Here is a 26,805-nt window from a genome sequence, read left to right as displayed (position 1 = left end):
GAAGAGGGTGCGGCGCGATGCTGCCGCCCGGATCGTGGTAAATGGGTCTGTCGAACGCGCGATCGCGTTCGCCGGATTACAATGCATGCCGCTTCCTTTCAAAAGACCCCAGGCCATCCGGTCCTTCTTCAGCCACGCCGCCTTTCAGAAGGCCGAGCATATTCAGCTTCGCGGAGCGGTTCTCGATCTCGACATCAGCGATGACGGCCGGGAGCTGGCGGCCTCGGTGCAGGGATCGCAATCCTGGCCCTATGAGGTCGAGATCAGGCTGGAGCGGGACCAGCACGGGCGCTTGGACGTATCCGGCACATGCACGTGCCCGATGCAGCACAATTGCAAGCACGTTGCGGCGGTTCTGCTCGAAGCCATCGAGCCGTCGGAGAACGACCTGGATCAGGGGACTCCGCCAAGGGCGGCGGGAAAGACAGCAGGGCAGGCGGGCACGGTGGTGCTGCCGCCAGAGATCAGCGCGTGGCTCAATAAGATCGGCGCGGTCAGCCGTGGCGATAGCTATCCTCCCGCGGTGAGGCAGAGGTTGATCTATGGCGTGCAGCCCCATTCCGAGCCGGGAGGTGCACCTTTTCCGGTCGTCCGTCTGTGGTCGGTCCGGCTGGGCAAGGACGATAGCTTTGCCTCCGCGTTCGCGAAGGTCGATCAACTGCGGACAAGTGCCGCGCATGCGCCGGCGTTCTATCGCGACATCGACATCGCGATCGCGGCGTGGCTTGGACATCAAGTCTATCTCGACGGACAATGGGCGTTCCGGATCGGCTCTGCCGCGCTGCTGAAGCGCATCGTCGAGACCGGCCGGGCGTATTGGCGCGATCATACCGGGCCGCTGCTGCGCTGGGGCGACATCCGCGGCGGCCGCATCGAATGGCAGCCGGTCGGCCTGCGAGGCATCGGCGCAAGGCTCGTGGTCGATGGTCTGACGGCCCTGCATGCCGAGCCGCCCATCTATGCCGACGAGAACAGCGGCGTCGTCGGCGAGGCCGATCCCGGTATAGATCCGCGAACCGCGCATCACCTGCTGAGCGCGCCGACGTTGCCGAAGGCGCTGATCGGCGAAGTGTCCCGGCATCTCAGCCAGCGGCTGCCCGCGCTCGATCGCGCCCTGCTGCCGTCGCCGCCGAGCGAGGTCGTCAAGATCGAGGCCAAGCCGGTGCCTGTTCTGCGCCTGCGACGCGGACCTTATCCCGGCTATGGCTTCCGCGGCGTCCACACCAGCGGGCTTCCACTCGGCGTGATCCGCCTGGCCTTTCGTTACGGTCCGATCGAAATCGAGACCAAGAGCAGCGACAACGGGATGGAGGTGTTCCACGACGGACGGGTGCACCTCGTCACGCGGGCCAAGGCGGACGAGCGAAAGACGTCCAAGCGGCTGAGCGATCTCGGCCTCGTTCCGCTCAAGAAAGTCCAGACCTACAGCTTCGGTGGCCACGGTGACGATCTGACCTTCCCCGACGAAGGTCGCTGGCTGCAGTTCATGCATCGCGAGCTCGAGGCATTGCGGGCGGAGGGATTCGAGATACGGATCGATGATGCCTTCCCGTTCCGGATGGCCGAGTCCTCCGGCCTCATCGACATGGAGATCGAAGGGAGCGGGATCGACTGGTTCGAGTTCGGCTTCAAGATCGACATCGACGGCAAGCCGCATGATCTCGCCGAGCTGCTGGCGCGGCTGCTCGCGCAGCCCGGGATCGTTGACGCGCTGGCCGACGCCGACTCCACCGAGAAGCACATGTATGTGCCGCTGCCCGATGGCCGACACCTGGCGCTCGCGGCCGGCCGCTTCCTGCCGGTTCTGCTGGCGCTGCAGACGATGCGGCTGAGCGGCGGCGGCTTGGATGCGTCGGGCAGGCTCAAGCTGTCTCGTGCGCAACTTGTGCCGCTACTGGCGCACGATCCGGGCGCATTCAAGGGGCCCGATGATCTACGCCGGCTCGCGGATCTGGTGCGGCAGCATCGGCCGGATGAATTGAAGCTGCCGGCCGGCTTCACCGCCACGTTGCGCCCCTACCAGCGACAGGGCGTCGCCTGGCTCGATCTTCTGCGGCAGGCCAACCTCGGCGGCGTGCTGGCGGACGACATGGGCCTTGGCAAGACCGTACAGGTGCTGGCACTGCTGGCGCTGGAAAAGGCGCGCGGCGAGCTGACGGCGCCGGTGCTGATCGTGGCGCCGACCAGCCTGATGACCAACTGGTGCAACGAGGCCGCCAAATTCGTTCCCGATCTGAAGGTGCTGGTGTTCCACGGCGCCGCTCGCAAGGAGCTGATCGCGCAGATTTCGGAGCACGACGTCGTGCTCACCACCTATCCGCTGATCGCGCGCGACCATGAGCTCATCCTGGGACGGGACTGGCACATGGCCATTCTCGATGAGGCGCAGACCATCAAGAATCCCAATGCCGCGACGACGCGCTGGCTCAATGCGATCAAGGCCAGCCACCGCTTCTGCCTGACCGGCACGCCGATGGAGAACCATCTCGGCGAACTCTGGTCGATCATGAGCTTCGTCAACCCGGGCTATCTCGGCGACAAGACTGCGTTCACGCGCAACTGGCGCACGCCCATCGAGAAGGAAGGCAATACGATGCGAGCGGCGGCGCTGACCCGCCGCGTCAAGCCGTTCCTGCTGCGGCGGACCAAGGAGGAGGTCGCGTCCGAGCTGCCGGCCAAGGTCGACATCGTGGAGACCATCGCGATCGACGGCAAGCAGCGCGACCTCTATGATTCGATCCGCGCGGCGATGGCGAAGAAGGTGCGCAAGGCGCTGGATGAGCGCGGCCTTGCCCGCAGCCACATCATCGTGCTCGAGGCGTTGCTGCGGCTGCGCCAGGTCTGCTGCGATCCGCGGCTGGTGAAGCTCGACGACAAGGTCGAGCGCCCCTCGGCCAAGTTGGACCGGCTGATGGAGATGGTCGAGGAACTGCTCAGCGAGGGGCGCAAGATCATCATCTTCTCGCAGTTCACCTCGATGCTCTCCCTGATCGAGGAGCGTTTCGAGACAGCTGATATCGACTACGAGCTGCTCACGGGCGACACCCGCGATCGCAAGCGGGCGATCGAGGCGTTTCAGAGGGGGGACAGCCCGGTGTTCCTGATCAGCCTGAAGGCCGGCGGAGTCGGCCTGAACCTGACGGCGGCCGATACCGTCATCATCTACGATCCCTGGTGGAATCCCGCCGTCGAGGCGCAGGCGATCGACCGCGCGCATCGCATCGGCCAGGACAAGAAGGTCTTCGTCTATCGCCTGGTGACGGCCGGGACGATCGAGGAGAAGATCGGTGAACTCAAGCTGCGCAAGCATGCGCTGGCCGATTCACTGTTCGATCGCGAGGGCAATGTCGGCAAGGCGCTGACGGAGGAGGATATCGCCGCTCTGCTGTCCTGACGACGTGTGGAGATGCGTTGCGCGTGGCATCCGTTATTTTGTGTGCGGTCAAGCCAGTGCAATGCGCTCGCGCGTCTCCTCGACCCAGGCATGGGCGGCGAACCATTCATGGTAGATGCGGCAGTGCGGGCAGTAGGCGCGCGAGAAGAACACGGGCATGCGCTGAAAGCGCGCGGCGTCCATTTCCATCCCTGTCTCGATGCTGCGGCCGGTCTGCGGACAACGGACCATGATCTTGCCCATTCGCGGTCTCCTGTTCGTGGGCCAGATACGCCGGGGATGCGAAGAAAATGTAATGCTCAGCCGACAGTTTCGTGGCAAAGGTCGGAGTGAATTCCGACCGCGGAACGCGCGGCGTCGCTGCATCAAAAGCGGGTGAATCCCGCTGCAAAATGCACGGCCGATTGTCGCAACGCGGGACATCCGCCGCGGTCGGACACGATTGTTTGAGGACGCGTGGCATGAGCATCACGATCTACGGAATCAAGAACTGCGACACGATGAAGAAGGCGCGCGCCTGGCTCGACGATCACGGCGTCGCTTACGAATTCCACGACTACAAGACCGCCGGAATCGACAAGGCTAAACTCAAGGCATGGAGCGACGAGCTCGGCTGGGAGGTGCTGCTCAATCGCGCCGGGACGACGTTCAAGAAGTTGCCCGACGCGGACAAGAACGGACTCACCGAGAGCAAGGCGATCGCGCTCATGCTGGCGCAGCCTTCGATGATCAAACGCCCGGTGCTCGATCTCGGCGGCCGCCGCGTGGTGGGTTTCAAGCCGGATCTCTACGCAAAGGACGTGAAGGCTGCGAAGTAGTTGGAGCCGCGATCGCCGCGCGCGTGCAGGAAAATGCCGGTGGTATGATTTTCTATGTCAGCGGGAAATACCGGCCGATTTCAACGCAAGGTCCGCCGGCCGCCTTGCGACGTCGTTGCCCAGCTTTCCGCCTTGCCTAACTCCCTCGATTGACGGCATATTCCGGCGCGAAGCGGTCGCGGGTGGCGACGAGGAATCGTCCAGCCGTCCGGCAGAGCCGCCGTACAGGAAGAAGCGAGGGCCAGGCGCTGAAGGCGCCGGCTTGGGGGGAATCTTTGGCTGACGAGTTCATTCTCGAGACCCACGGATTGACGAAGGAATTCGCGGGATTTTTTGCCGTTCGCGATGTTTCGCTCAAGATCCGCCGGGGCACCATTCACGCGCTGATCGGCCCGAACGGGGCCGGCAAGACCACGTGCTTCAACCTGCTGACGAAGTTCCTGACGCCGTCGGCCGGCAAGATTCTCTATAAGGGTCAGGATATTACGGCGACCGCGCCGGCCGACGTGGCGCGGCTTGGCCTGGTCCGCTCGTTCCAGATCTCGGCGGTGTTTCCGCATATGACGGCGCTGGAAAACGTCCGCGTCGCCCTGCAGCGCCAGCATGGCTCGTCGTTCGATTTCTGGCGCTCCAAGAGCGTTCTGAACCGCTTCAACAGCCGGGCGCTCGAGCTGCTCGACGACGTCGGCCTCAGCGAGTTCGCCAATATTCCGGCAGTCGAAATGCCCTATGGGCGCAAGCGTGCGCTGGAGATCGCGACCACGCTGGCGCTCGATCCGGAGATGATGCTGCTGGACGAGCCGATGGCCGGCATGGGCCACGAGGACATCGACAAGATCGCCGCGCTGATCAAGCGCATCTCCGCCAAATACACGATCCTGATGGTCGAGCATAATCTCAGCGTCGTCGCCAACCTCTCCGACACCATCACCGTGCTGACGCGCGGGCAGGTGCTGACGGAAGGGCCGTATTCTGAGCTCTCCAAGGACGAGCGCGTCAAGGAAGCCTATCTGGGAGCCGGACATGCCTGAGGTGATGACGGCCACGAAGCCAGGGCAGGCGGCTGCGACCAGCACCATTCTCGACGTCAACAACCTCGAGAGCTGGTACGGCGAATCCCACATTCTCCACGGCATGAACTTCAACGTGAATGCCGGCGAGGTCGTCACCCTGCTCGGGCGCAACGGCGCCGGCAAGACCACGACTCTGAAATCGATCATGGGGATCATCGGCAAGCGCACCGGCTCGGTTCAGTTCAACGGCCAGCAGCTGATCCGCATGACCTCCGACAAGATCGCGCGGCTCGGCATCGCGCTGTGCCCGGAGGAGCGCGGCATCTTCGCGAGCCTCGACGTGCGCGAGAACCTGCTGTTGCCGCCGGTGGTGCGGCCGGGCGGGCTGACGCTCGACCAGATCTTCGAGCTGTTTCCGAATCTGAAGGAGCGGCTGAAGAGCCAGGGCACCAAGCTTTCCGGCGGCGAGCAGCAGATGCTGGCGATCGCGCGCATCCTGCGCACCGGTGCCAGCTTCCTGATGCTGGACGAGCCGACCGAGGGTCTCGCGCCCGTGATCATCCAGCAGATCGGCCACACCATCGCGCGGCTGAAGAAGGAAGGCTTCACGATTCTCCTCGTCGAGCAGAACTTCCGTTTCGCCTCGACGGTCGCTGATCGCTACTACGTCGTCGAGCACGGCAAGGTCATCGACGGCTTCGCCAATGCCGATCTGTCGGCCAACATGGACAAGCTGCATACTTATCTCGGCGTCTGACCAGCGCTAGCGGCGCTGACCTGGCAGTTCCTTCCGCGGTTTTCTCGCGGTTTTCTAGGTAGAATCTCTTGGCAGTTCTCTTGGCAGTTTTCTTGGAAAGTTCTGGAAGTTGGAAATGAAGAGCAAATTCATCGCGTCGCTGCTGCTGGGAACGGCACTCACTCTCGCCGCTGGCAGCGTCGCTTCGGCCGGCGACAAGACCGTCAAGATCGGCGCGCTGTCCGATCAGTCGGGTCTTTATGCCGATCTCGGCGGTCTCGGCTCGACGCTCGCAGCGCAGCTGGCGATCGAGGATTCCGGCCTCACCGCGAAGGGCTGGAAGATCGACGTCATCTCCGGCGATCACCAGAACAAGCCGGATATTGGCACCTCGATCGCGCGGCAGTGGTTCGACGTCGACAAGGTCGACGTCATCGTCGACGTGCCGAACTCGGGCGTGGCGCTGGCGGTGAACAACGTCGTCAAGGAAAAGAACGGCGTCTACATCAATTCGGGCGCTGCGACCTCGGATCTCACCAACGCGCAGTGCTCGCCCAACACGGTGCACTGGACCTACGACACCTACATGCTCGCGCACACCACTGGCCAGGCGCTGGTCAAGGCGGGCGGCTCGACCTGGTTCTTCCTGACGGCAGACTACGCCTTCGGCGCCGCGCTGGAGCGCGATACCACGGCGGTCGTGACCGCCAATGGCGGCAAGGTGATCGGCGGCGTCAAGCATCCGCTCAACACCTCCGACTTCTCGTCCTTCCTGCTGCAGGCGCAGTCGTCGAACGCCAAGGTCATCGGCCTCGCCAATGCCGGCGGCGATACCACCAATACGATCAAGCAGGCGGCCGAGTTCGGCATCAATAAGGGCGGCCAGAAGCTTGCCGCGCTGTTGCTGTTCCTGACCGACGTCAAGTCGATCGGGCTCGACATCGCGCAGGGCCTCAACTTCACCGAGACCTTCTACTGGGACATGAACGACCAGACCCGCGCCTTCTCCGAGCGCTTCGCCAAGCGCATGAAGAACGGCGCGCCGCCGACCATGGTGCAGGCGGGCGTCTATGCCGGCTTGATGCATTACTTCAAGGCGCTGGAGGCGCTCGGCGAGAACCCGCATGACGGCGTCAAGATCGTCGACAGGATGAAGTCGATCCCGACCGACGATGCGCTGTTCGGCAAGGGCGAGATCCAGCCGAACGGCCGCACCATCCACACCGCCTATCTGTTCGAGGTCAAGAAGCCCTCGGAGTCCAAGGGCCCGTGGGATCTCTACAAGCTGGTCGGCTCGGTACCGGGCGACCAGGCCTTCACGCCGCTCGACAAGAGCGCGTGCGCCTTGTTGAAGAAATGAACCGCTGTGGCTCCGGCGGCTGAACGTCGCCGGGGCCGCCATCTTCTGGGAAACGCCGAGAGAAAACAGAAACAAGACGATGCAGGCCCTCTACGCACAGCTCCTGGTCGGACTGATCAACGGCTCGTTCTACGCGCTGCTCAGTCTCGGGCTTGCCGTCATCTTCGGCATGCTCAACATCATCAATTTCGCCCATGGCGCGCTCTACATGATGGGCGCGTTCTGCGCCTATTTCCTGCTGAACCTCGGCGGCATCAATTATTGGTGGGCGCTGCTGCTGGCGCCGATCATCGTCGGCATCTTCGGCATGGTCCTCGAGCGCACCATGCTGCAATGGATTGCCGGGCTCGACCATCTCTACGGACTGCTTCTGACGTTCGGATTGGCGCTGATCATCCAGGGCGTGTTCCAGAACTTCTTCGGCTCGTCCGGCCTGCCTTATGCGATCCCGGATCAGCTCCGCGGCGGCATGAACCTCGGCTTCATGTATCTGCCGGTCTATCGCGGCTGGGTCGTCATATTCTCCCTGGTCGTCTGTCTGGCGACCTGGTTCCTGATCGAGCGGACCCGGCTCGGCGCCTACCTGCGCGCCGCCACCGAGAATCCGACCTTGGTGCGGGCGTTCGGCATCAACGTGCCGCGCATGATCACGCTGACCTACGGCCTCGGCGTCGGGCTCGCGGCGCTGGCCGGCGTGTTGTCGGCGCCGATCAACCAGGTGCGGCCGCTGATGGGCGAGCACATCATCATCGTGGTGTTCGCGGTGGTCGTGATCGGCGGCATGGGCTCGATCATGGGCTCGATCATCACCGGCTTCCTGCTCGGCGTGATTGAGGGACTGACCAAATATTTCTATCCCGAGGCTTCCAACACCGTGGTCTTCGTTCTGATGGTCCTGGTGCTGCTGGTGAAGCCGACGGGTCTGACCGGACGGGCGGCCTGACATGACATCCATCACCGACGCAACCCTGCCGATCACCCCGCGCGCGATGCGCGATGAGATGATCGTGTTCGTCATCATGACAGCGCTGCTGGCGATCGTGCCGTGGACCGGGCTGTACCCGTTCTTCGTCATGCAGGCGCTGTGCTTCGCGCTGCTGGCCTGCGCCTTCAACCTCCTGATCGGCTATGGCGGCCTGCTGTCGTTCGGCCATGCGATGTTCCTGGGAACGGCCGGCTATTGCAGTGCCCACGCGCTGAAGGTGTGGGGGCTGCCGCCCGAGCTCGGCATCCTGACGGGCGTCGCCGGATCGTTCGTCCTGTCGGTGATCACCGGCTACATCTCGATCCGACGCCAGGGCATCTATTTCGCGATGATCACCCTGGCGCTGTCGCAGCTCCTGTACTTCATCTATCTGCAGGCGCCGTTCACCCATGGCGAGGACGGCATCCAGGGCATTCCGCAGGGCCGGATGTTCGGCATCCTCGACCTGTCCAAGCCGACGGTGCTCTATTACGTCGTGCTGGTCGGCTTCCTCGCCGGCTTCCTGCTGATCTTCCGCACCATCAACTCGCCGTTCGGCGAGGTGCTGAAATCGATCCGTGAGAACGAGCAGCGCGCGATCTCGCTGGGCTACAAGACCGACCATTACAAGCTGCTCGCCTTCATCCTGTCGGGGACGCTGGCGGGCCTCGCCGGTGCGCTGAAGGTGTTCGTCGCCCAGAATGCCTCGCTGACCGACGTCGAGGTCGGGATGTCCGGCCAGATCGTGCTCATGACCCTGGTCGGTGGGCTCGGCACCGTGTTCGGCCCCGTCGTCGGCGCGTTCGTGATCGTCGGCATGCAGCAATATCTGTCCGGGTTCGGCCAGTGGGTGACGGTGATCCAGGGCGTGATCTTCGTCGCCTGCGTGCTCACCTTCCGCCGCGGCGTCGTCGGGGAAATCGCCCATCTGTTCAAGCGATCCCTCTAAGCCATTGATCTGAAAAGAGATCGTCGAAAGGGCAGAAAGCGGTGGATGATCCGGCCACCGCTTCTGCTGGTGCGCGATCCGGAGTATGACAGTTCTGTGACGGGCCGGCCCTGGCCCGTTTCGGAATGGATGGATCTCGTCCCATGCTGCACTGGTTTCGCGCCGTCCTCCCGCGGGAGGAGCGGTTTTTCGATTTGTTCGCCCGCCACAACAAGGTGGTGATTCAAGGCGCCCATGCGCTGCAGGACATGCTGCAGGGCGGCGACGACATCCTCAGGCATTGCCAGCGCGTCAGCCAGCTCGAGAACGAGGCCGACAACATCACCCGCGAAGTGCTGACCGCTGTCCGCCGCACTTTCATCACCCCATTCGACCGCGGCGACATCAAGAACCTGATCACCTCGATGGACGACGCCATCGACCAGATGCAGCAGACCGCCAAGGCCGTGGTGCTGTTCGAGGTCAAGGAGTTCGAGCCGACCATGCGCGAGATGGGCACCTTGCTGGTCGACTGCGCCAACCTGATCGGAAAGGCGTTGCCGCTGTTGCAGGCGATCGGTCAGAACGTGCCGATGATCACCGCGATCACCGAGGAGATGACCAAGCTCGAGGGACGGGTCGACGATCTCCACGACATCGGGCTGAAGGAGCTGTTCCTCAAGCACCGCAACGCCAACACGATGGATTTCATCGTCGGCGCCGAGATCTATGACCATCTGGAGAAGGTCGCCGACCGCTTCGACGACGTCGCCAACGAGATCAATTCGATCATGATCGAACAGGTCTAGGGTAGGGCCGCGCCGTGGACGCTCAACTCGGCCTTCCGATCCTGGTCGGCCTCATCGCCGTCGCACTCGCCTTCGATTTCCTCAACGGCCTGCACGACGCCGCCAACTCGATCGCGACCATCGTTTCGACCCGCGTGCTGCGGCCGCAATATGCGGTGTTCTGGGCCGCATTCTTCAACTTCGTGGCGTTTGGCGTGTTCGGCCTCCACGTCGCCCAGACCATCGGCACCGGCATCATCGATCCCGCCATCGTCGACGCGCAGGTGATCTTCGCTGCCCTGGTCGGCGCCATCGTCTGGAACCTGGTCACCTGGGCCGCCGGCATTCCGTCGTCGAGCTCGCATGCGCTGATCGGCGGGCTGGTCGGGGCAGGGGTCGCCAAGGCCGGCATCTCGGCCACCGTGTGGAGCGGCCTGTCCAAGACCGTGCTGGCGATCGTGCTGTCGCCGCTGGTCGGGCTGGTGCTGGCGATGATCCTGGTCGCGATCGTGTCCTGGGCCTCGGTACGCTCGACGCCGTTCGCGGTCGACCGCGCCTTCCGCATCCTGCAATTCGCCTCGGCCTCGCTCTATTCGCTCGGCCATGGCGGCAACGACGCGCAGAAGACGATGGGCATCATCGCCGTGCTGTTGTACTCGCAGGGCCGTCTCGGCGAGCAGTTCACGGTGCCGTTCTGGGTCGTGCTGTCGTGCCAGGCCGCGATGGCGCTTGGCACCCTGATGGGCGGCTGGCGCATCGTCCGCACCATGGGCCTGCGCATCACCAAGCTCAACCCGATGCAGGGCTTCTGCGCCGAGACCGGCGGCGCCATCACGCTGTTCCTGGCGACGTTCCTCGGCGTGCCGGTGTCGACCACCCACACCATCACCGGCGCGATCGTCGGCGTCGGCGCCGCCCGCCGCGCCTCGGCGGTGCGCTGGAACGTGGCCGGATCGATCGTCTACGCCTGGATCTTCACGATTCCGGCCTCTGCCATCGTCTCGGCGCTGACGTTCTGGCTGGTGTCGGTGCTCCGGCACTGATCCGGGGCGGGCGAGGGGGCAACTCGCCGGTTGGAGTTGCGGTGCAAAACGCCTATATGGAGGGCGCGCGGCGGCCGTGATCCCGCGCCTTTCCCATCAAATCGCCCGCTCTCTGGCCCCGAAACGACGTCCGCCGCCTCATGTCCGATACAAGTTTGACGACCGAACAGCCGTCCCGCTCCGCGCTCTCCGACGAGGTCGCGCGCCGGCGCACCTTCGCCATCATCTCGCACCCGGACGCCGGCAAGACGACGCTGACCGAGAAGCTGCTGCTGTTCGGCGGCGCCATCAACCTCGCCGGTCAGGTCAAGGCCAAGGGCGAGCGCCGCAACACCCGCTCGGACTGGATGAAGATCGAGCGCGAGCGCGGCATCTCGGTCGTCACCTCGGTGATGACCTTCGAGTTCGAAGGGCTGGTGTTCAACCTGCTGGACACGCCGGGCCACGAGGACTTTTCCGAAGACACCTATCGCACGCTGACCGCGGTCGACTCGGCCGTCATGGTGATCGACGCCGCCAAGGGCATTGAGGCGCGCACGCGCAAGCTGTTCGAGGTCTGCCGCCTCCGCGACATCCCGATCATCACCTTCATCAACAAGATGGACCGCGAGAGCCGCGACACCTTCGATCTCCTGGACGAGATCGAGAAGACGCTGGCGCTCGACACCACGCCGATGACCTGGCCCGTGGGGCGCGGCCGCGACTTCATCGGCACCTATGACATCCGCGACGGCGGCGTGCGCCTGCTCGAAGGCGGCGGCGCCAAGACCGGCGCGGCGCAGCAGATCGACATCGCCGAGCTCGGCAAGATCAACGCCAATCTCGACATGAGCCAGATCACCGACGAGCTGGAGCTGGTCAAGGAGGCCTGCAAGCCGTTCGACCTCGAGGCATTTCGCGAGGGCCACCTGACGCCGGTGTATTTCGGTAGCGCGCTGCGCAATTTCGGCGTCGGCGATCTGCTCGAAGGCCTCGGCCGCTACGCGCCGTCGCCGCGCGCGCAGGAGTCGAACCTGCGCAAGGTCGACGCCGCCGAGCCGCGCATGAGCGCCTTCGTGTTCAAGATCCAGGCGAATATGGACCCCAACCACCGCGACCGCATCGCGTTCGCGCGGCTGTGCTCGGGCAAGCTCAACCGCGGCATGAAGGCGAAGCTGGTACGCACCGGCAAGACCATGCCGCTGTCGAGCCCGCAATTCTTCTTCGCCCAGGACCGCTCGGTCGCGGACGAAGCCTTTGCGGGTGACGTCGTCGGCATTCCCAACCACGGCTCGCTTCGTATCGGCGACACCCTGACCGAGGGCGAGGATCTCACCTTCGTCGGCGTGCCGAGCTTTGCCCCGGAAATCGTCCGCCGCGTCCGCCTCACCGATGCGATGAAGGCCAAGAAGCTGAAGGAAGCCTTGCAGCAGATGTCGGAGGAGGGCGTCGTGCAGGTGTTCCGCCCGCGTGACGGTGCGCCGGCGCTGGTCGGCGTGGTGGGACCGCTGCAGCTCGACGTGCTCAAGGCGCGGCTCGATGCCGAGTACTCGCTGCCGGTCGAATTCGAGATCTCCGAGTTCTCGCTGGCGCGCTGGATCTCGTGCGACGACAAGAAGAAGCTCGAGGCGTTCATCGCCGCCAACAATTCCGGCGTCGCCGACGACGTCGACGGCGATCCGGTGTTCCTGGCCAAGAACGAGTTCTATCTCGGCTACACCAAGGAACGCGCCGAAGGCATCGTGTTCTCCAACGTCAAGGACGTGAAGAAGAAGGCCTGACGCTGCTGCTCTCCGGTCATTCCGGGGCATCGCGAAGCGATGAGCCCGGAATCCATTTTGCCTCTTGTTCTGTCGCTCAATGGATTCCGGGCTCGCCCTGCGGGCGCCCCGGAATGACGCGTAGAGAGAAACAGGACTCTTCCACAGTCGACTTGGCGCATGCTGCGTGATGAGACCCGTAGCGCCGCGCGCTTTTCACCAGACGACTGGTGAGCTACGCTTCCTCTCACACCAAGCGGGGGGGAAAAGAAAATGCCAGCGGGATCTTTGGGCCGCCTTGTCCGGCGCCAGATGGTGGCACTGTTAGCTGTGTGTGGCTTGGCGTTCGCGGCGATCGGAGCGGCAGACGCCGCCGAGGTGGTCGCGCTGGGCGCCAGCAACACCTATGGCAAGGGCGTCAATCGCGGCGAGGATTTTCCGGCCCAGCTCGAGGCCATGCTCCACGGCAAGGGCGTTCGGGTCAGCGTCGCCAACGCCGGCATCAACGGTGATACCACAGCCGGGATGCTGTCCCGCTTCGACAGCGCGGTCGATGGATCAACCCGCGTGCTGGTGCTGCAGCCCGGCGGTAACGACGCCCGCAAAGGGGTCGGCGACCAGCGCGCCAGCAGCATCAGCGCCATGTTGGCCAAGGCCGCGCAGCGCCGCATCAAGGTCGTGATGGTCGAGAACGGCATGTTCCGTGGCCTGCCGCATCAGGTCGACGGTGTGCATCTGACCCCGGAGGGCTATCGCATGCTGGCCGCATCGCTGCTGCCCCGCGTGATGAGCGGCTTGCGGAAGTAGCTCGCCGCGAGGACGTGAAGCGCGCCGCGCCGGCCTGCGGTCTCACAGCTCGATGATCCCGCGCCGCGCCGCATGCGCCACCGCATCGGTCCGGCCCGTTGCATCGAGCTTGTCGAGCAGCGAGCCGACGTGGAACTTCGCCGTATGTACGGAGATGCCGAGGCTGCGCGCGATCTCCTTGTTGGAGCAGCCCTCGGCCATCAGCGCCAGGACGTCGCGCTCGCGCGCGGTGAGCTGAAAATCATCGATCGCCTGGCCGTCGATCCTGTCGTCGCCGCTGCGCGCCTCATCACTGCCATGCAACGGCGCGACGGCGACGTCGGCGCTCTCGCCGGGCGCGACCAGCGTCAGGCCCGTGACATCGCCGAGCAGCGCCGCCAGCCGGTCGGCCAGCTCGGCATCGTCGACCGCGATCGCGATCCTGATCGGCGCGCGCGCCTCCTCGCTCACGCCGGCCTCTCGCCGATGGTCAGGGCGAACTGCACCGGCTCGCCGGCACGCAGCGCTGCGACCTCGACGACGGCGCCGACGCTGTCCGGACCGAGTTCGCGCATCATCGCGCGCATGCCCCTGAACGGCTCCTTGTTGAGAGCGGTGATGACGTCACCCTGGCGCAGGCCGGCGGCCGCGGCCGGGCCGCTCTTGTCGAGGCTCATGATCATCGCACCGAGTCCATCGTCGAGCCGGACCGGCTGCAGGCCGGCGCCGAGATAGCCGCGAGCGATGCGACCATGCGTCTCGAGCTTGCTGGCGACCCGTTCGATCGTGGCCGCGGGTATCACGAGCGTCCGGCGCGGGCCGCGCACGGCCATTCCGATCGCGTGGCCCGCAGCGTCGAGCACGAGACCGCCTTCGGCGCTGTGCCGCAGCCTGGTGTCGAGCTCGATGCGCGCATCGATGTCGCCGCCGCGCAGGCTGCGCCAGGCGCCCGCCGATTGCGAGACCATCGCCAACGCCGCGGCCGGCTTGCCCTGATCGGCGGCGACGAGGATGGCCAGAGCGCCGAGCGGCGGCACGCCGCCGGCAAGCGAGGCGGCCGCGACATCCTTGCCTTGGAAGCGGAGCAGGGCAATGTCGGTGGTGTGATCACGCCCGGCGATCGTGACGGGGCGGCTCGTGCCGTCGGCGAAGGCGAGCACGATCTCGCCCTCCTCGGCGAGGGTCTCGTCCGCCGTGACGACGAGGCCCGGCTTCCAGACGAAGCCGGTGGCGCGCGAGCGGTGCGAATGGACCGAGACCAGTGATGGCGCTGCGGCGGCAACAGCGGCGGCCAGCGCGGAGGACAGTGAGGAGAGGGCGGACATATCGGGCATCGACGGCTCCATGGGTTGATCCCAATGTGGCGCGTCGATGGTCGTTGCGGAACTCCCCAGGTGGGCAGGCTACGCTCATCCGGGCTACAGGTTGAAGTCAGAGCGTCGTCCGCGCCTTCGGCAGCGGGAAGGCGAGGTCGCCGTGCTTCGAGGTCTTCAGCCCCAGCCCGACCAGCGCCTCGGCGAAGCGCACCGCTGCGGCGACGCCGTCGATCACGGGAATTCCGAGCTCGGTGGAGAGGTCGTGCGCGAGATCGGCCATGCCGGCGCAGCCGAGCACGATGGCGCCGATACCGTCCTCGCGCAGCGCCGCCCGGCATTCGCCGAGCAGCGTGCCGCGGACATTGGCTTCGGGCTTGTCGAGGTCGAGCACGGCAACGTCGACGGCGCGCACCCTGCGGCAATGCTGCTCCATGCCGTAATTGCGCACGAGGTGCTCGGCGATCACCTTGGTGCGCGACAGCGTCGTGACGATGCTGAAATGGGTGGCGACGAAGCTCGCCGCATGCATCGCAGCTTCCGCGATGCCGAGCACCGGCACAGCCGACAATTCGCGCGCGGCGAGCAGGCCGGGATCACCGAAGCAGGCGATCACATGGGCGTGGCAGCCTTCTGCGTCTCCGGCCTCGACCTCCTTGAGCATGCCGACCGCGGCAATCGCCTCGTCGTAATGGCCCTCGATCGAGGCGGCGCCGAACCGCGCGGTGCGGCCGACGATCCGCGTCGACGGGCTTGCGCTGGCCTGGGCCGCCTTGGCGATCAATTCGGTCATCGTCGCCGTCATGTTCGGGTTGATGACGTTGATCACGGTCTCGCTGTGGCGGCTCATCGTCGCGTCCGTCTGCTGTCGCATCCTGCCGTGTTCTAGCCGAGTTCCGCTGTTACGGTCGAGAGCCGTTCGCGGCGCCGAACGCGCAGACGTGAACGGGATTGAGCTTGCGAATTCTGCGATCGGATCCAGCTTGGAGTCCATCCCAGCCCGAGAGTCCCATGCTCCGTGTCGTCGTGCTCCTCCTGCTGATGGTGGCCGCTCCGGTCGCCGCCGACGCGCGCCGCCAGCAGATCAATCCGGTGCCGTTCGCGCACACGCCGTGCAGCGTGCTCGACGAGCAGCCGTGCACGCCGTCGTTCTGCAGCGTCTTCGGGCCGTGGCCGTGTATTCCCGAGATGAACTATCCCTATGGCCAGAACCTGCAACTCACGATCGAGAGCCGGCCCGCCAGGGATCAGGAAGCCAAATATCAGAAGCCGGATCACGATCTCGACACGATCGGCGATCTGTTCTCAGCGCTGCGCGCGTGCTGGACGCCGCCGCCGGAGGACAGCGCCCGCGCCGGGATGCAGATGACGGTGCGCTTCAGCTTCAAGCGGACCGGCGAGATGATCGCGCCGCCACGCGTGACCTTCGTGACCTCAGGCGCCCCGGCCGACACGCGTGCGACCTATCTGAAGACGATCAATTCCTCGCTCGACGGCTGCCTGCCGCTGAAGTTCACAAAGGGGCTCGGCGGTGCGCTCGCCGGCCGGCCGATCGCGATCCGCTATGTCGAGAATCGCGATCTGAAGAACACGTCGGAACGGTGATGGCGTCGTCCGCTGTGCTCCATCTCCCGACCGCATAGCCCGTCATGCCACTTCGGCTTTTCGAGCCGGCCCGGAACGACGGCGAGCGGGCGGGAGTGCCTGACGTTGAAATGCGCCACGTTGCGAGGCGGCCCCCGGAAATGATACCGATGCGCACGCACAGGTCGCGTGCAAGCGAAGGGGGACGCCGTGGGACTTCTGGTGATGGTGGTGGGGCTGGTGCTGTTTCTCGGCGCCCATGTGTTCACGACCCGGCGCGAGGCGCGCGCGAAGGTCATCGCGCGGCTGGGCGAGGGCACGTATAAGCTCGTCTATACTGTCGTGGCCCTTGCCGGCCTCGCCCTGATCGTCTGGGGTTTTGCCGCGTACCGCCACGACGGCGGCTGGATCCAGGTCTGGACGCCGCCGAAGGCGCTCAAAATCAATCTCGCCTTGATGCTGCCGGCGGTGATCATGATCGTCGCCGCCTACATCCGCGGCCGCATCTACACCGTGCTGAAGCATCCGATGCTGGCCGGCGTGAAGCTGTGGGCGTTCGGGCATCTGCTCGCCAATGGCGATCTCGGCGGCATCATCCTGTTCGGCTCGATCCTGGCATGGGCGGTGTTCGACCGCATCTCGCTGAAGCGCCGCGCCGACGCCGGCGGCCCGCCGATCCCGGTCGGCGGCGTTGGCAATGACGTGATCGCGGTGGTGGTCGGCATCGTCGTCTATCTGGCGCTGGCCTTCGCGTTCCATCCTGTCGTGCTCGGCATTCCCGTCATCGGGGGGTAGCGATGTCGGTGCAATCGACCGTCCGCCGCAAGACGGCTCCCGAGATTCGCGCCCGCAAGGGCGGCGAGCCGATCGTGATGCTGACGTCCTACCACGCCCATACCGCGGCGCTGGTGGATCGCCATTGCGATGTGATCCTGGTCGGCGATTCCCTCGGGAATGTGATGCACGGCTTCGAGACCACCGTGCCGGTGACCCTGGAGATGATGATCCTGCAGGGCTGCGCCGTGATGCGCGGCTCGCGCCAGGCGCTGGTGGTGGTCGACATGCCGTTCGGCTGCTACGAGGCCACGAAGGAGCAGGCGTTTCATGCGGCGGTGCGGATCCTCAAGGAGACGCAATGCGGAGCGGTCAAGCTCGAGGGCGGGGCGCGGATGGCCGAGACGGTCGCCTTCCTCAGCGAGCGCGGCATCCCGGTGATGGGCCATGTCGGCCTGACGCCGCAATCGATCAACACGCTCGGCTCGTTCCGGGCGCAGGGCCGCGACGAGGCGGATTGGGCCGCGATCGAGAACGACGCTGCGGCGATCGCACAGGCCGGTGCGTTCTCGGTGGTGATCGAGGCCGTGGCCGAGCCGCTGGCGCGCAAGATCACGCAGCAGATCGCGATCCCCACCATCGGCATCGGCGCCAGCGCCGCCTGCGACGGTCAGGTGCTGGTTTTGGAGGACATGCTCGGCCTGTCGCCGCGGGCTCCGAAATTCGTCCGTCGCTACGGCAATCTCGGTCCGGCGATCGACGAGGCGATCGAACGCTACGCGGCCGACGTGCGTACCCGTGCGTTTCCGGCGGCGGAACATGTTTACGGAATGAAGTCAAAGACCTGACGGGCGCCTCTCGCTTGATCGGCCCGTTGGCGTCGTGGTGCGCGCGGCGTCACGGGATGAATCTCCGGCGCTGGCGGAGATAGCCAAGCGCGTCATCCCTTGGTTATGTTTCAGGCTGGTCCGCGTCGCGGCGAACAACGACAAGAAGCCAAGCTCGGGGAAACTCCATGGACTGGTCGACCTATGTAACGCCGCCGATGCGGCGCGAAGCCCGTTTCGGCGATCGCGTGGTTCCGTTGTTCACGGAGCGGCCCGCGAACCTCTGGGCCATGGTCGAAGAAGCGGTGGAGCGCAACGGCGACGGCGAGGCGCTGGTCTGCGGGGCCGTGCGGCTGTCGTGGCGCGAGGTCGCCGCGACCGCCGCGCGGATCGCCGGCGGGCTGCAGGCGAGGGGCTTGCGCAAGGGCGACCGGCTGGCGCTGCTGCTCGGCAACCGCATCGAATTCGTGCTCACGTTGTTTGCCGCAGCCAAGCTCGGGCTGATCACGGTGCTCCTGTCGACGCGACAGCAGACGCCGGAAATCGCCTATGTGCTGAAGGATTGCGGCGCCCGGCTGCTGCTGCACGAGGCTGCGTTGGCGGACCGGTTGCCGGCCGCTGCGGAAACGCCGGAGCTGGCGGGGCGCATTGCCGTCGACGATCGTCCGGCGCGGTCGGATTTTGCAGCGCTGGCCGATCATGCCGCGCACGAAAATCACGTCGAGGTGGCCGAAGAGGACACCGCGATGATCCTCTACACCTCCGGAACCACCGGCCGGCCGAAAGGCGCGATGCTCGCCCATTGCAACATCATCCACTCCTCGATGGTCTACGAGACCTGCCTGGGGCTGACGCGGGCCGACCGCTCGATCGCCGCCGTGCCGCTCGGCCATGTCACCGGCGTCGTCGCCAACATCACCAGCATGGCGCGCTGCGCCGGCACCTTGATCATCATGCCGGAGTTCAAGGCCGGCGAATATCTGAAGCTCGCCGCGCGCGAGCGCGTGACCTACACGGTCATGGTCCCCGCGATGTACAATCTCTGCCTGTTGCAGCGCGACTTCGACAGTCATGATCTCTCATGCTGGCGGATCGGCGGCTTCGGCGGCGCGCCGATGCCGGTCGCCACCATCGAGCGGCTGGCCGCCAAGATCCCTGGCCTCCGGCTGGTCAACGCCTATGGCTCGACTGAGACCACCTCGCCGGCGACGTTGATGCCCTCGGATCTGACCGCGCGCCATATCGACAGCGTCGGGCTGCCGTGTCCGGGCGCCAGCATCCTGGTGATGGACGGGCAGGGGCGGGAGCTGCCGCGCGGTGAGATCGGCGAGATCTGGATCGGCGGCGGCCAGGTCATCAAGGGCTACTGGAACAATCCCAAGGCCACCGGCGAGAGCTTCACCGCCGGCTATTGGCATTCCGGCGACCTCGGCTCCGTCGATGCCGACAATTTCGTCCGGGTGTTCGACCGGCAGAAGGACATGATCAACCGCGGCGGGCTGAAGATCTACTCGGCCGAGGTCGAATCGGTGCTGGCGAGCCACCCGGCGGTGGTCGAGAGCGCGATCATCGCCCGGCCATGTCCGGTGCTCGGCGAGCGCGTGCATGCGGTGGTCGTGACCCGCGAGCCGATGAGCGCCGAAGCGCTGCGCAGCTGGTGTGCCGAGCGGGTCTCGGATTACAAGGTTCCGGAAACCCTGACCGTGACCGCGGACCCCCTGCCGCGCAACGCCAACGGCAAGGTGATGAAACGGCAGTTGCGCGAAGCCTTGACGGCGTGATAGCCGCGTTCGGACCCTGTGGCAGAACCGGGGAGTAACGCCTTGATTCGGCTGGACTCGCCTTGCCACCGCCATGCCGATGCGGTATCGGCGCCGGCGCGCGGGCAACGGGCCGCTCGCGCGGCACTTCAAACGCATGCGCGCGCGCTCGCAGCGAACCTGACGGGATGTCCTTAGGTGTCTGAATTTATTGATGAAGTAGATGAGGAGGTCCGTCGGGAACAGCTCAAGAAGCTGTGGGACCGCTACTCGATCTTTATCATCGCCCTTGCCGTGCTGATCATCGCCGGCGTCGGCGGCTGGCGCGGCTACCAGTATCTCGAAGGCCAGAAGGCGGCCGAGGCGGGCTCAGCCTTCAACAAGGCCCTCGAACTCTCCGAGCAGAACAAGCATGCCGATGCGGAGAAGGCCTTTGCCGATGTCGCGGCCAGGGCCCCATCGGGATACCGCATGCTGGCCCGCTTCCACCAGGCTGCCGAGGCCGCCATGCGCGACAAGGCGGCTGCCGTGAAGATCTACGACGAGCTTGCTGCGGACCGCAGCATCGGGGCCGAGCCGCAGTCGATGGCGCGGCTGCGCGCGGCAGGCCTGCTGGCCGATACGGCGCCTTACGCCGACCTCAGGCAGCGCCTCGAAGGCGAAACGGCGCCTGGCGCGCCGTTCCGCCACGCCGCCCGCGAATTGCTGGCGCTGTCGGCGTGGAAGGCCAACGATGCCGCGGCGGCCCGTCAATGGCTCGACATGATTGCGCTGGATGGTGAGACCCCGCCGGGCCTGCGCTCGCGCGCCGAAGCGCTGCAGGCGCTATTGCCTGCAGTCGCCAAGAGCTGATCGCGAACCTCGCGACGGCGAACCGAGTTGATTGGAACGACGATCATGCGCCGCCCCCAACGTGTCATTGCCCTCACGGTCCTCGTTGCGCTTTCCGGCGTGCTGGGCGGCTGCGCGAGCGGGGGAAGTTTCGACCCCTCGGACATGCTCGACTTCCTGGACACCAAGAAGAAGCTGCCGGGTGACCGCAAGCCGGTGTTCCCGGAGGGCGTGCCGGGTCTCGAGCAGGGCGTGCCGAAGGAACTCTACAAGGGTGCCCAGCAGCAGCCGGTGACCGACCCAGGCGCTCAGGCGGCTACGCCGCCGGCGCCTCCGGTGGAGGAGCCCAAGGGTAAAAAGGGCCGGCGGCAGGCGGCCGTGAGCAACCCGACGACGGCCGATCCGCAGGATGGCGAGGCTGCCGCGGTCGAGGAGGGCGCTGCCGCCGTTCCGCCGGCACCGAAGCCCAAGAAGATCGTGCGCCGCCGCACCACGGCACCACCGCCGGATGATGCTGCCCCGGCGCAGCAGCCGGCGGCCCAGCGATCCGGCGGCGGCTTCCCGGCGCCGATGCCGAGCGGCTCCTTCAGCCGTTAATCTCACCTGCGAATCGGCGGATCGCCCGTTCGGTTTTGCGGCCGAATGCGCTAAAGCTGCGCGCTCACGCGCACGGATCATCATGCCCTTCACCATCGCCATCATCGGCCGGCCCAACGTCGGCAAGTCGACCCTGTTCAACCGTCTGGTCGGGCAGAAGCTGGCGCTCGTCGACGACATGCCGGGCGTCACGCGCGACCGCCGCGAGGGCGAAGCGAAGCTGTTCGATCTCAACTTCACGATCATCGACACCGCCGGCCTCGACGAGGGGCCGAAGGGCTCGCTGACCGCGCGCATGCAGGAGCAGACGGAAACCGCGATCGCGCTCGCCGACGCGCTGTTCTTCGTCATCGATGCCCGCATCGGCCTGACGCCCGCCGACCGCGCCTTCGCCGATTTCGCCCGCCGCGCGGACAAGCCGGTGCTGCTGCTCGCCAACAAGAGCGAGGGCAAGCATGGCGAGCTCGGCGCCATGGAGTCGTATGCGCTGGGTCTCGGTGATCCCATCCAGATCTCGGCCGAGCACGGCGAGGGCATGGGCGAGCTCTATGACGCCGTCAGCAAGCTCGTGCCGCCCACGGACGATGAGGAGGACGAGCACGAGGAGACCGACGAGGAGCGCGCCAACAGGCCGATCCGGGTCGCGATCGTCGGCCGTCCCAACGCCGGCAAGTCGACCCTGATCAACCATCTGCTCGGCGAGGAGCGGCTGCTCACGAGTCCCGAGGCCGGGACGACGCGCGATTCGATCGCGGTCGAAATCGAGTGGAAGGGCCGCGGCTTCCGCATCTTCGACACCGCAGGTCTGCGCCGGCGCTCGCGCATCGAGGAGAAGCTGGAGAAGCTGTCGGTGGCGGACGCGCTGCGCGCGGTGCGCTTCGCCGAGGTGGTCGTGCTGATGATGGATGCGCAGAACCGCTTCGAGGAGCAGGATCTGCGCATCGCCGACCTGATCGAGCGCGAGGGGCGTGCCCTGGTCATCGCCGTCAACAAATGGGACCTGATGGACGGCAACCCCGGCCAGATCTCGATGCTCCGCCGCGATGCCGACCACTGGCTGCCGCAGGTCGCGGGCGCGCCGATCGTGGCGGTGTCGGGCCTGATGGGCGAGGGCATCGACCGGCTGATGCAGGCGATCGTCGAAGCCTACGCGGTCTGGAACCGGCGCGTGCCGACGGCGGCGCTGAACCGCTGGTTCGAGGGGGCGATCGCCGACAATCCGCCGCCGGCGGTGTCGGGCCGCCGGCTCAAGCTGAACTACATCACCCAAACCAAGGCGCGGCCGCCGAGTTTCGTGCTGTTCTGCTCGCGTGCCGACGCGATCCCGCAATCCTACTTGCGCTATCTCACCAACTCGATGCGCGAGACCTTCGAGCTGCCCGGCACGCCGGTGCGCATCACTCTGCGCGAGAAGGCCAATCCGTTCGCGCACAAGCGCAAGCGGCCGAACTGATCAGTTGCGGTAGCGGAAGCGGTCCGGCCATGGAAGCAAGTCCGCCGAGCGTCGCGACCGAAAATGCGCCGGCCCCGCGCCGCGGCGCGGTCGCCTTCATCTTCGTCACCATCCTGCTCGACATGCTCGCGCTCGGGCTGATCATGCCGATCCTGCCGAAGCTGATCGAGAGCTTCGTCGGCAACGACACCGCGCGGGCGGCCCGCATCTTCGGCCTGTTCGGCACCGCCTGGGCGCTGATGCAGTTCGTGTTCTCGCCGGTGCTCGGCAGCCTGTCCGATCGCTTCGGCCGACGACCGGTGATCCTGCTGTCGAACTTCGGCCTCGCCGCCGACTACGTGCTGATGGCGCTGGCGCCGTCGCTCGCCTGGCTGTTCGTTGGGCGCCTGGTCTCCGGCGTCACCTCGGCCAGCATCTCCACCGCCTTTGCCTACATCGCCGATCTGACGCCGCCGGATCGGCGGGCCGCGATCTTCGGCCGCATCGGCGCAGCGTTCGGTGCGGGGTTCGTGCTCGGTCCCGCCACCGGCGGACTGTTGGGTGACATCGATCCGCGGCTGCCGTTCTGGGCGGCTGCGGGGCTCAGCTTCGCCAACGCGCTCTATGGCTTCCTGGTGCTGCCGGAGTCGCTGAAGCCGGAACGGCGCAGTCCATTCCGGTGGCGGACGGCGAACCCGCTCGGTGCGCTGCGGCTGCTGGCATCGGACCGCATCCTGGCGGGGCTGTCGACCGTGAACTTCATCACCCAGCTTGCCCATGTCGTGCTGCCGTCGACCTTCGTGCTGTATGCGACCTACCGCTACGGCTGGGACACCCGCACCGTCGGCCTCACATTGGCGATGGTCGGCGTCTGCGCGATGATCGTGCAGGGCGGCGCGGTCGGGCTGATCGTCCGCCTGTTCGGCGAGCGCGGCGCGTTGATGCTCGGCCTGTCGGCGGGCATGGTCGGCTTCTTCATTTTCGGCGTGGCGCCGACGGGACCGCTGAGCTGGCTCGGCATCCCCGTGATGGCGCTATGGGGCGTGTCGGGCGCGGCCATGCAGGCTTTGATGACCCGCCTCGTCCCACCGGACAAGCAGGGCCAGCTACAGGGCGCAACGTCGAGCGTGCAGAGCGTGGCCCAGCTCGCGGGTCCCTTCCTGTTCACGCTGACCTTTGCCTATTTCATCGGAGCGGCCGCGCCGGCGCATCTGCCCGGCGCGCCGTTCCTGCTGGCGTCGGCGTTGCTGATCGTCGCTCTCCTGATTGCGGTGCGGACGCTGTCCTCGACAAAGAACAGCTAGACTAGCGCGCCGGCCTGAAGGTTCTCATCCGCTGACCCCACCGATGAAGCTCTCGCGCTCTCGCGCGGACGGGGATTGCACACGCTTCATAATAGGTCAATAATGCTGACATAAATATCCGGATCAGGGGAGGAATATTGGTGAGCTGGAAGCCCGTCTACGCGCGCCGCGCGGATCGCATGAAGGCATCGGAGATTCGCGAGCTGCTCAAGGTGCTGGAGCGGCCCGGCATGATTTCGTTCGCCGGCGGCATCCCCGATCCCGCGCTGTTTCCTGCAGCAGCGGCGGCGCAGGTCTATGCCGATGCGCTGGCATCGCCCAACGTGGCTTCCGCTGCTCTGCAATATGCCGTCAGCGAGGGCTACGGTCCGCTTCGCCAGTGGATCGCCGAGCACATGACCGCTCAGGGCATAGCGGCCTCGCCAGACAACATCCTCGTCACCGCGGGATCGCAACAGGCGCTCGATTTTCTCGGCAAGCTGCTGCTCACGCCCGCGGATACGGCGCTCGTCACCGTTCCCACCTATCTTGGCGCGCTGCAGGCCTTTTCGGCCTACGAGCCGCGTTACGATTCGATCGGTCCACGCGCTGCGAACCGCACCCCGGCCTCCTACGCGGACGAAGCCGCGAAAGAAGCTGCGGGGGCGCGCGTGAAGTTCGTCTATGTCGTGCCGGACTTTGCCAATCCGACCGGTGAGACGCTGTCGCGTTCGGCGCGCGCCGAAGTCCTGGATCTCGCCGGCGAGCTGGACGTGCCGGTGTTGGAGGACAGCGCCTATTCTGCCTTGCGTTTCGACGGCGACGAGATGCCGTCGCTGCAGTCGTTGGACGTCCGTCGCCGCGGCTCGCTCGATGCTTCCCGCGTCATCCATCTCGGAACGTTCTCGAAGACGGTCGCGCCGGGCCTGCGCATCGGCTGGGTTTGTGCCTCGCGCGCCATCATCAGCCGTCTCGTCCTCATCAAGCAGGCGAGCGACCTCAACGTGTCAGCGATCAATCAGATCGTGATGCACAGGCTCGTGAAAGACGGAGGGCATGCCGGGCTGATTGCACGGGCGCGCGCGCATTATCGGCTCAAGCGCGATGCGATGCTGAGGGCACTTGAGGCACAGATGCCGTCAGAAGCGAGGTGGACGCGGCCCGACGGCGGGTTCTTCGTCTGGCTCACCTTGCCGGACGGCGTGTCCGGTGCCGCCTTGCTCGACCGGGCCATGAATCAGGCCCAGGTGGCGTTCGTTCCCGGGGCAGCTTTCTTCCACGACGGCAGCGGCACCAACACGATCCGCCTGTCTTATTCGCTGCCCGAGGAGGCCGTGATCGAGGAAGGCATCGGCCGCCTCGCGAGCCTGCTGCGCTGACGATGACGTGATTCTGCGCAGCGAACGTCGCATCGTCTGCGCAGCGGCACTGGCGGGACGCGATGCTAATCCACCGCATCCCGCATCGGAGCTATCGGCTTACTTCTTCACCAGCGGACAGTCGCTGGCCTCGAGCGGCTTGGCGGCATCCTCAGGCGCGATCTTGGCGATCAGCTTGTAGTAGTCCCACGGGTATTTGGACTCTTCGGGCTTCTTGACCTCGAACAGATAGGCCGGGATCAGGCGGCGTCCGTCGGCGCGCAGCGGGCCCTTGCCGAACAGCGGATCGTCGGTCGGGATCTCCTTCATCTTGGCCACGACCTTGGCGCCGTCATGCGGATTGCCGCCGAGCGCTTCCAGCGTCTTGAGGTAATGCAGCGTGCCGGCGTAGTTGCCCGCCACCGTCATCGACGGCATCGTGCCCTTCGGCGACAGCTTCTGGAAACGCTTGGACCATTCGCGGGTCTGGTCGTTCAGATCCCAGTAGAACGACTCGGTGAAGGTCAGGCCCTGCGCCACCTTCAGCCCCAGCGCATGCACGTCGTTGACGAACAGCAGGAGTGCGGCGAGCTTCTGGCCGCCCTGGACGATGCCGAATTCCGAGGCCTGCTTGATCGAGTTGGTGGTGTCGCCGCCGGCATTGGCAAGCCCGATGACCTTCGCCTTCGACGACTGCGCCTGCAGCAGGAAGGACGAGAAGTCGGCGGTGTTGAGCGGGTGCTTCACCGAGCCCAGCACCTTGCCGCCGCTGCTGGTCACCACGGCCGAGGTGTCGCGCTCGAGTGCGTGACCGAAGGCATAGTCGGCGGTCAGGAAGAACCAGGTGTCGCCGCCGGCCTTGGTCAGCGCCTTGCCGGTGCCGTTCGCGAGCATGTAGGTGTCGTAGGTGAAGGAGATGGTGTTTGCGTTGCACGCTTTGCCAGTCAGGTCCGCCGTGGCGGCACCGGAGTTCAACAGGATCGAGTTCTTTTCCTTGACCAGGTTGGAGACGGCCAGCGCCACGCCCGAGTTCGGCGTGTCCATGATCACGTCGACCTTCTGCGTGTCGATCCACTGCCGGCCGATATTGACGCCGACGTCGGGCTTGTTCTGGTGGTCGCCGCTGATGACCTCGATGGTCCAGCCCTTGGCCTTCAGGCCGGAATCCTCGACCGCCATGTTGACGGCTGCGACCGAGTTGGGACCGCCGATGTCGGCGTAGAGGCTGGACATGTCGTTGAGCACGCCGATCTTGACGACCTTGTCGTCGGCGAAGGCGGAGCCGGCAAAGCTGAGCGTGGTGGCGGCAAGCAGCGCAGCCATCCGCCGCGCATGAGACGTCGTCATCAAAGTCCTCCCTGGTGTCGTGTCACGGCGGGGCTTCTTGGGCGCCCTTTGCCGTCGGATTCCCTGGATAGCCGGTCTTGTGAGTTGCGGCAATGCGCCAAAAGGCGCGAGACGCGCCCAAGGTTTGTGC

The 26,805-nt window shown here is 65.8% G+C and carries 25 protein-coding genes; 20 read left to right on the top strand and 5 right to left on the bottom strand.

The annotated features are described in order from the left end of the window. The first annotated feature begins 7 nt into the window (after window positions 1–7). The gene (locus ACQR1E_RS03765; protein WP_434896682.1) at window positions 8–3,394 is read left to right on the top strand and encodes an SNF2-related protein; all 3,387 of its coding nucleotides are present in this window, start codon (window positions 8–10) and stop codon (window positions 3,392–3,394) included. A gap of 48 nt (window positions 3,395–3,442) precedes the next feature. Here ACQR1E_RS03765 and ACQR1E_RS03760 read toward each other — a convergent pair whose 3' ends face one another. Then, window positions 3,443–3,637, bottom strand: a complete 195-nt coding sequence (locus ACQR1E_RS03760) for a hypothetical protein (protein WP_315712501.1) — start codon at window positions 3,635–3,637, stop codon at window positions 3,443–3,445. Window positions 3,638–3,855: 218 nt separating this feature from the next. On the opposite strand from ACQR1E_RS03760, the gene ACQR1E_RS03755 reads away from it, so the two are divergent. The 10 genes from ACQR1E_RS03755 to ACQR1E_RS03710 all read left to right on the top strand — a co-directional run bounded on the left by ACQR1E_RS03755 (window position 3,856) and on the right by ACQR1E_RS03710 (window position 13,590). Continuing rightward, on the top strand, window positions 3,856–4,212 hold the full coding sequence (locus ACQR1E_RS03755) for an ArsC family reductase (protein WP_315712500.1): 357 nt from the start codon (window positions 3,856–3,858) through the stop codon (window positions 4,210–4,212). A 275-nt stretch (window positions 4,213–4,487) separates the two neighbouring features. Beyond that, on the top strand, window positions 4,488–5,243 hold the full coding sequence (locus tag ACQR1E_RS03750; RefSeq protein ID WP_315712499.1) for an ABC transporter ATP-binding protein: 756 nt from the start codon (window positions 4,488–4,490) through the stop codon (window positions 5,241–5,243). Continuing rightward, complete coding sequence (locus ACQR1E_RS03745; RefSeq protein WP_315712498.1) at window positions 5,236–5,982, top strand: ABC transporter ATP-binding protein; 747 nt, start codon at window positions 5,236–5,238, stop codon at window positions 5,980–5,982. The genes ACQR1E_RS03750 and ACQR1E_RS03745 overlap by 8 nt, the downstream gene beginning before the upstream one ends. Before the next feature lie 115 nt (window positions 5,983–6,097). Continuing rightward, complete coding sequence (locus ACQR1E_RS03740) at window positions 6,098–7,321, top strand: ABC transporter substrate-binding protein (protein WP_434896681.1); 1,224 nt, start codon at window positions 6,098–6,100, stop codon at window positions 7,319–7,321. A gap of 79 nt (window positions 7,322–7,400) precedes the next feature. Then, window positions 7,401–8,264 carry a branched-chain amino acid ABC transporter permease gene (locus tag ACQR1E_RS03735; protein WP_315712496.1) on the top strand — a complete coding sequence of 288 codons (864 nt, stop codon included), beginning with the start codon at window positions 7,401–7,403 and terminating at the stop codon, window positions 8,262–8,264. 1 nt (window position 8,265) lies between these two features. Beyond that, the gene (locus tag ACQR1E_RS03730; protein ID WP_315712495.1) at window positions 8,266–9,234 is read left to right on the top strand and encodes a branched-chain amino acid ABC transporter permease; all 969 of its coding nucleotides are present in this window, start codon (window positions 8,266–8,268) and stop codon (window positions 9,232–9,234) included. A 143-nt stretch (window positions 9,235–9,377) separates the two neighbouring features. Then, complete coding sequence (locus ACQR1E_RS03725; RefSeq protein WP_315712494.1) at window positions 9,378–10,022, top strand: DUF47 domain-containing protein; 645 nt, start codon at window positions 9,378–9,380, stop codon at window positions 10,020–10,022. A gap of 14 nt (window positions 10,023–10,036) precedes the next feature. After that, on the top strand, window positions 10,037–11,044 hold the full coding sequence (locus ACQR1E_RS03720; RefSeq protein WP_315749899.1) for an inorganic phosphate transporter: 1,008 nt from the start codon (window positions 10,037–10,039) through the stop codon (window positions 11,042–11,044). Window positions 11,045–11,184: 140 nt separating this feature from the next. Beyond that, the gene (locus ACQR1E_RS03715) at window positions 11,185–12,804 is read left to right on the top strand and encodes a peptide chain release factor 3 (RefSeq protein ID WP_315749901.1); all 1,620 of its coding nucleotides are present in this window, start codon (window positions 11,185–11,187) and stop codon (window positions 12,802–12,804) included. Between the two features lie 309 nt (window positions 12,805–13,113). Then, window positions 13,114–13,590 (top strand): GDSL-type esterase/lipase family protein, encoded by a 477-nt coding sequence (locus ACQR1E_RS03710; RefSeq protein WP_316203610.1) that lies wholly within the window; start codon window positions 13,114–13,116, stop codon window positions 13,588–13,590. Between the two features lie 42 nt (window positions 13,591–13,632). On the opposite strand, the gene ACQR1E_RS03705 is transcribed toward ACQR1E_RS03710, so the two are convergent. The 3 genes from ACQR1E_RS03705 to ACQR1E_RS03695 all read right to left on the bottom strand — a co-directional run bounded on the left by ACQR1E_RS03705 (window position 13,633) and on the right by ACQR1E_RS03695 (window position 15,732). Next, window positions 13,633–14,040 (bottom strand): response regulator transcription factor, encoded by a 408-nt coding sequence (locus ACQR1E_RS03705; RefSeq protein ID WP_315813207.1) that lies wholly within the window; start codon window positions 14,038–14,040, stop codon window positions 13,633–13,635. Beyond that, window positions 14,037–14,903 carry a S1C family serine protease gene (locus ACQR1E_RS03700; protein ID WP_434896680.1) on the bottom strand — a complete coding sequence of 289 codons (867 nt, stop codon included), beginning with the start codon at window positions 14,901–14,903 and terminating at the stop codon, window positions 14,037–14,039. The genes ACQR1E_RS03705 and ACQR1E_RS03700 overlap by 4 nt, the downstream gene beginning before the upstream one ends. A 97-nt stretch (window positions 14,904–15,000) precedes the next feature. After that, a complete protein-coding gene (locus ACQR1E_RS03695) occupies window positions 15,001–15,732 on the bottom strand; it encodes an aspartate/glutamate racemase family protein (protein ID WP_434896679.1) in 732 nt (243 codons plus the stop codon). Window positions 15,733–15,893: 161 nt separating this feature from the next. On the opposite strand from ACQR1E_RS03695, the gene ACQR1E_RS03690 reads away from it, so the two are divergent. The 9 genes from ACQR1E_RS03690 (at window position 15,894) to ACQR1E_RS03650 (ending at window position 25,349) form a co-directional block, all read left to right on the top strand. Further along, window positions 15,894–16,487, top strand: coding sequence for a hypothetical protein (locus ACQR1E_RS03690; RefSeq protein ID WP_434896678.1), 594 nt, complete (start codon window positions 15,894–15,896; stop codon window positions 16,485–16,487). A gap of 189 nt (window positions 16,488–16,676) precedes the next feature. After that, window positions 16,677–17,261 (top strand): NnrU family protein, encoded by a 585-nt coding sequence (locus tag ACQR1E_RS03685; RefSeq protein ID WP_434896677.1) that lies wholly within the window; start codon window positions 16,677–16,679, stop codon window positions 17,259–17,261. 2 nt (window positions 17,262–17,263) lie between these two features. Beyond that, complete coding sequence (gene panB, locus ACQR1E_RS03680; RefSeq protein WP_315749907.1) at window positions 17,264–18,088, top strand: 3-methyl-2-oxobutanoate hydroxymethyltransferase; 825 nt, start codon at window positions 17,264–17,266, stop codon at window positions 18,086–18,088. A 167-nt stretch (window positions 18,089–18,255) separates the two neighbouring features. After that, complete coding sequence (locus ACQR1E_RS03675; RefSeq protein ID WP_315749909.1) at window positions 18,256–19,848, top strand: class I adenylate-forming enzyme family protein; 1,593 nt, start codon at window positions 18,256–18,258, stop codon at window positions 19,846–19,848. A gap of 177 nt (window positions 19,849–20,025) precedes the next feature. Further along, on the top strand, window positions 20,026–20,679 hold the full coding sequence (locus ACQR1E_RS03670; RefSeq protein ID WP_315749910.1) for a tetratricopeptide repeat protein: 654 nt from the start codon (window positions 20,026–20,028) through the stop codon (window positions 20,677–20,679). A 45-nt stretch (window positions 20,680–20,724) separates the two neighbouring features. Next, entirely contained in the window at window positions 20,725–21,255 is a 531-nt protein-coding gene (locus ACQR1E_RS03665; RefSeq protein ID WP_315749912.1) for a hypothetical protein, read from the top strand. 82 nt (window positions 21,256–21,337) lie between these two features. After that, the gene (der, locus tag ACQR1E_RS03660; protein ID WP_315749914.1) at window positions 21,338–22,708 is read left to right on the top strand and encodes a ribosome biogenesis GTPase Der; all 1,371 of its coding nucleotides are present in this window, start codon (window positions 21,338–21,340) and stop codon (window positions 22,706–22,708) included. Between the two features lie 29 nt (window positions 22,709–22,737). After that, window positions 22,738–23,991 carry a TCR/Tet family MFS transporter gene (locus tag ACQR1E_RS03655; RefSeq protein ID WP_315826770.1) on the top strand — a complete coding sequence of 418 codons (1,254 nt, stop codon included), beginning with the start codon at window positions 22,738–22,740 and terminating at the stop codon, window positions 23,989–23,991. A gap of 137 nt (window positions 23,992–24,128) precedes the next feature. Continuing rightward, on the top strand, window positions 24,129–25,349 hold the full coding sequence (locus tag ACQR1E_RS03650) for a PLP-dependent aminotransferase family protein (protein ID WP_315749917.1): 1,221 nt from the start codon (window positions 24,129–24,131) through the stop codon (window positions 25,347–25,349). A 99-nt stretch (window positions 25,350–25,448) separates the two neighbouring features. Here ACQR1E_RS03650 and ACQR1E_RS03645 read toward each other — a convergent pair whose 3' ends face one another. Beyond that, window positions 25,449–26,675: an ABC transporter substrate-binding protein gene (locus tag ACQR1E_RS03645; RefSeq protein WP_315712474.1), complete on the bottom strand. Its 1,227-nt coding sequence runs from the start codon at window positions 26,673–26,675 to the stop codon at window positions 25,449–25,451. Window positions 26,676–26,805: the final 130 nt, after the last annotated feature.

It is taken from the genome of Bradyrhizobium sp. HKCCYLRH1030, from assembly GCF_051168395.1.
In the GTDB taxonomy this organism is placed as follows: Bacteria; Pseudomonadota; Alphaproteobacteria; order Rhizobiales; family Xanthobacteraceae; genus Bradyrhizobium.
The sequence above is the reverse complement of the archived record's forward strand: the minus strand, read 5'-3'. Positions and strand labels throughout refer to the sequence as shown.

Bases quoted from the DNA above. Each gene is read 5' to 3' on its own strand.
- ACQR1E_RS03665 (WP_315749912.1), top strand. From the start codon at position 20,725: ATGCGCCGCCCCCAACGTGTCATTGCCCTCACGGTCCTCGTTGCGCTT.
- ACQR1E_RS03690 (WP_434896678.1), top strand. From the start codon at position 15,894: ATGCTCCGTGTCGTCGTGCTCCTCCTGCTGATGGTGGCCGCTCCGGTC.
- ACQR1E_RS03675 (WP_315749909.1), top strand. From the start codon at position 18,256: ATGGACTGGTCGACCTATGTAACGCCGCCGATGCGGCGCGAAGCCCGT.
- ACQR1E_RS03695 (WP_434896679.1), bottom strand. From the start codon at position 15,732: ATGAGCCGCCACAGCGAGACCGTGATCAACGTCATCAACCCGAACATG.
- ACQR1E_RS03755 (WP_315712500.1), top strand. From the start codon at position 3,856: ATGAGCATCACGATCTACGGAATCAAGAACTGCGACACGATGAAGAAG.
- ACQR1E_RS03730 (WP_315712495.1), top strand. From the start codon at position 8,266: ATGACATCCATCACCGACGCAACCCTGCCGATCACCCCGCGCGCGATG.
- ACQR1E_RS03700 (WP_434896680.1), bottom strand. From the start codon at position 14,903: ATGCCCGATATGTCCGCCCTCTCCTCACTGTCCTCCGCGCTGGCCGCC.
- ACQR1E_RS03740 (WP_434896681.1), top strand. From the start codon at position 6,098: ATGAAGAGCAAATTCATCGCGTCGCTGCTGCTGGGAACGGCACTCACT.
- der (WP_315749914.1), top strand. From the start codon at position 21,338: ATGCCCTTCACCATCGCCATCATCGGCCGGCCCAACGTCGGCAAGTCG.
- ACQR1E_RS03725 (WP_315712494.1), top strand. From the start codon at position 9,378: ATGCTGCACTGGTTTCGCGCCGTCCTCCCGCGGGAGGAGCGGTTTTTC.
- ACQR1E_RS03735 (WP_315712496.1), top strand. From the start codon at position 7,401: ATGCAGGCCCTCTACGCACAGCTCCTGGTCGGACTGATCAACGGCTCG.
- panB (WP_315749907.1), top strand. From the start codon at position 17,264: ATGTCGGTGCAATCGACCGTCCGCCGCAAGACGGCTCCCGAGATTCGC.
- ACQR1E_RS03760 (WP_315712501.1), bottom strand. From the start codon at position 3,637: ATGGGCAAGATCATGGTCCGTTGTCCGCAGACCGGCCGCAGCATCGAG.
- ACQR1E_RS03715 (WP_315749901.1), top strand. From the start codon at position 11,185: ATGTCCGATACAAGTTTGACGACCGAACAGCCGTCCCGCTCCGCGCTC.
- ACQR1E_RS03645 (WP_315712474.1), bottom strand. From the start codon at position 26,675: ATGACGACGTCTCATGCGCGGCGGATGGCTGCGCTGCTTGCCGCCACC.
- ACQR1E_RS03745 (WP_315712498.1), top strand. From the start codon at position 5,236: ATGCCTGAGGTGATGACGGCCACGAAGCCAGGGCAGGCGGCTGCGACC.
- ACQR1E_RS03655 (WP_315826770.1), top strand. From the start codon at position 22,738: ATGGAAGCAAGTCCGCCGAGCGTCGCGACCGAAAATGCGCCGGCCCCG.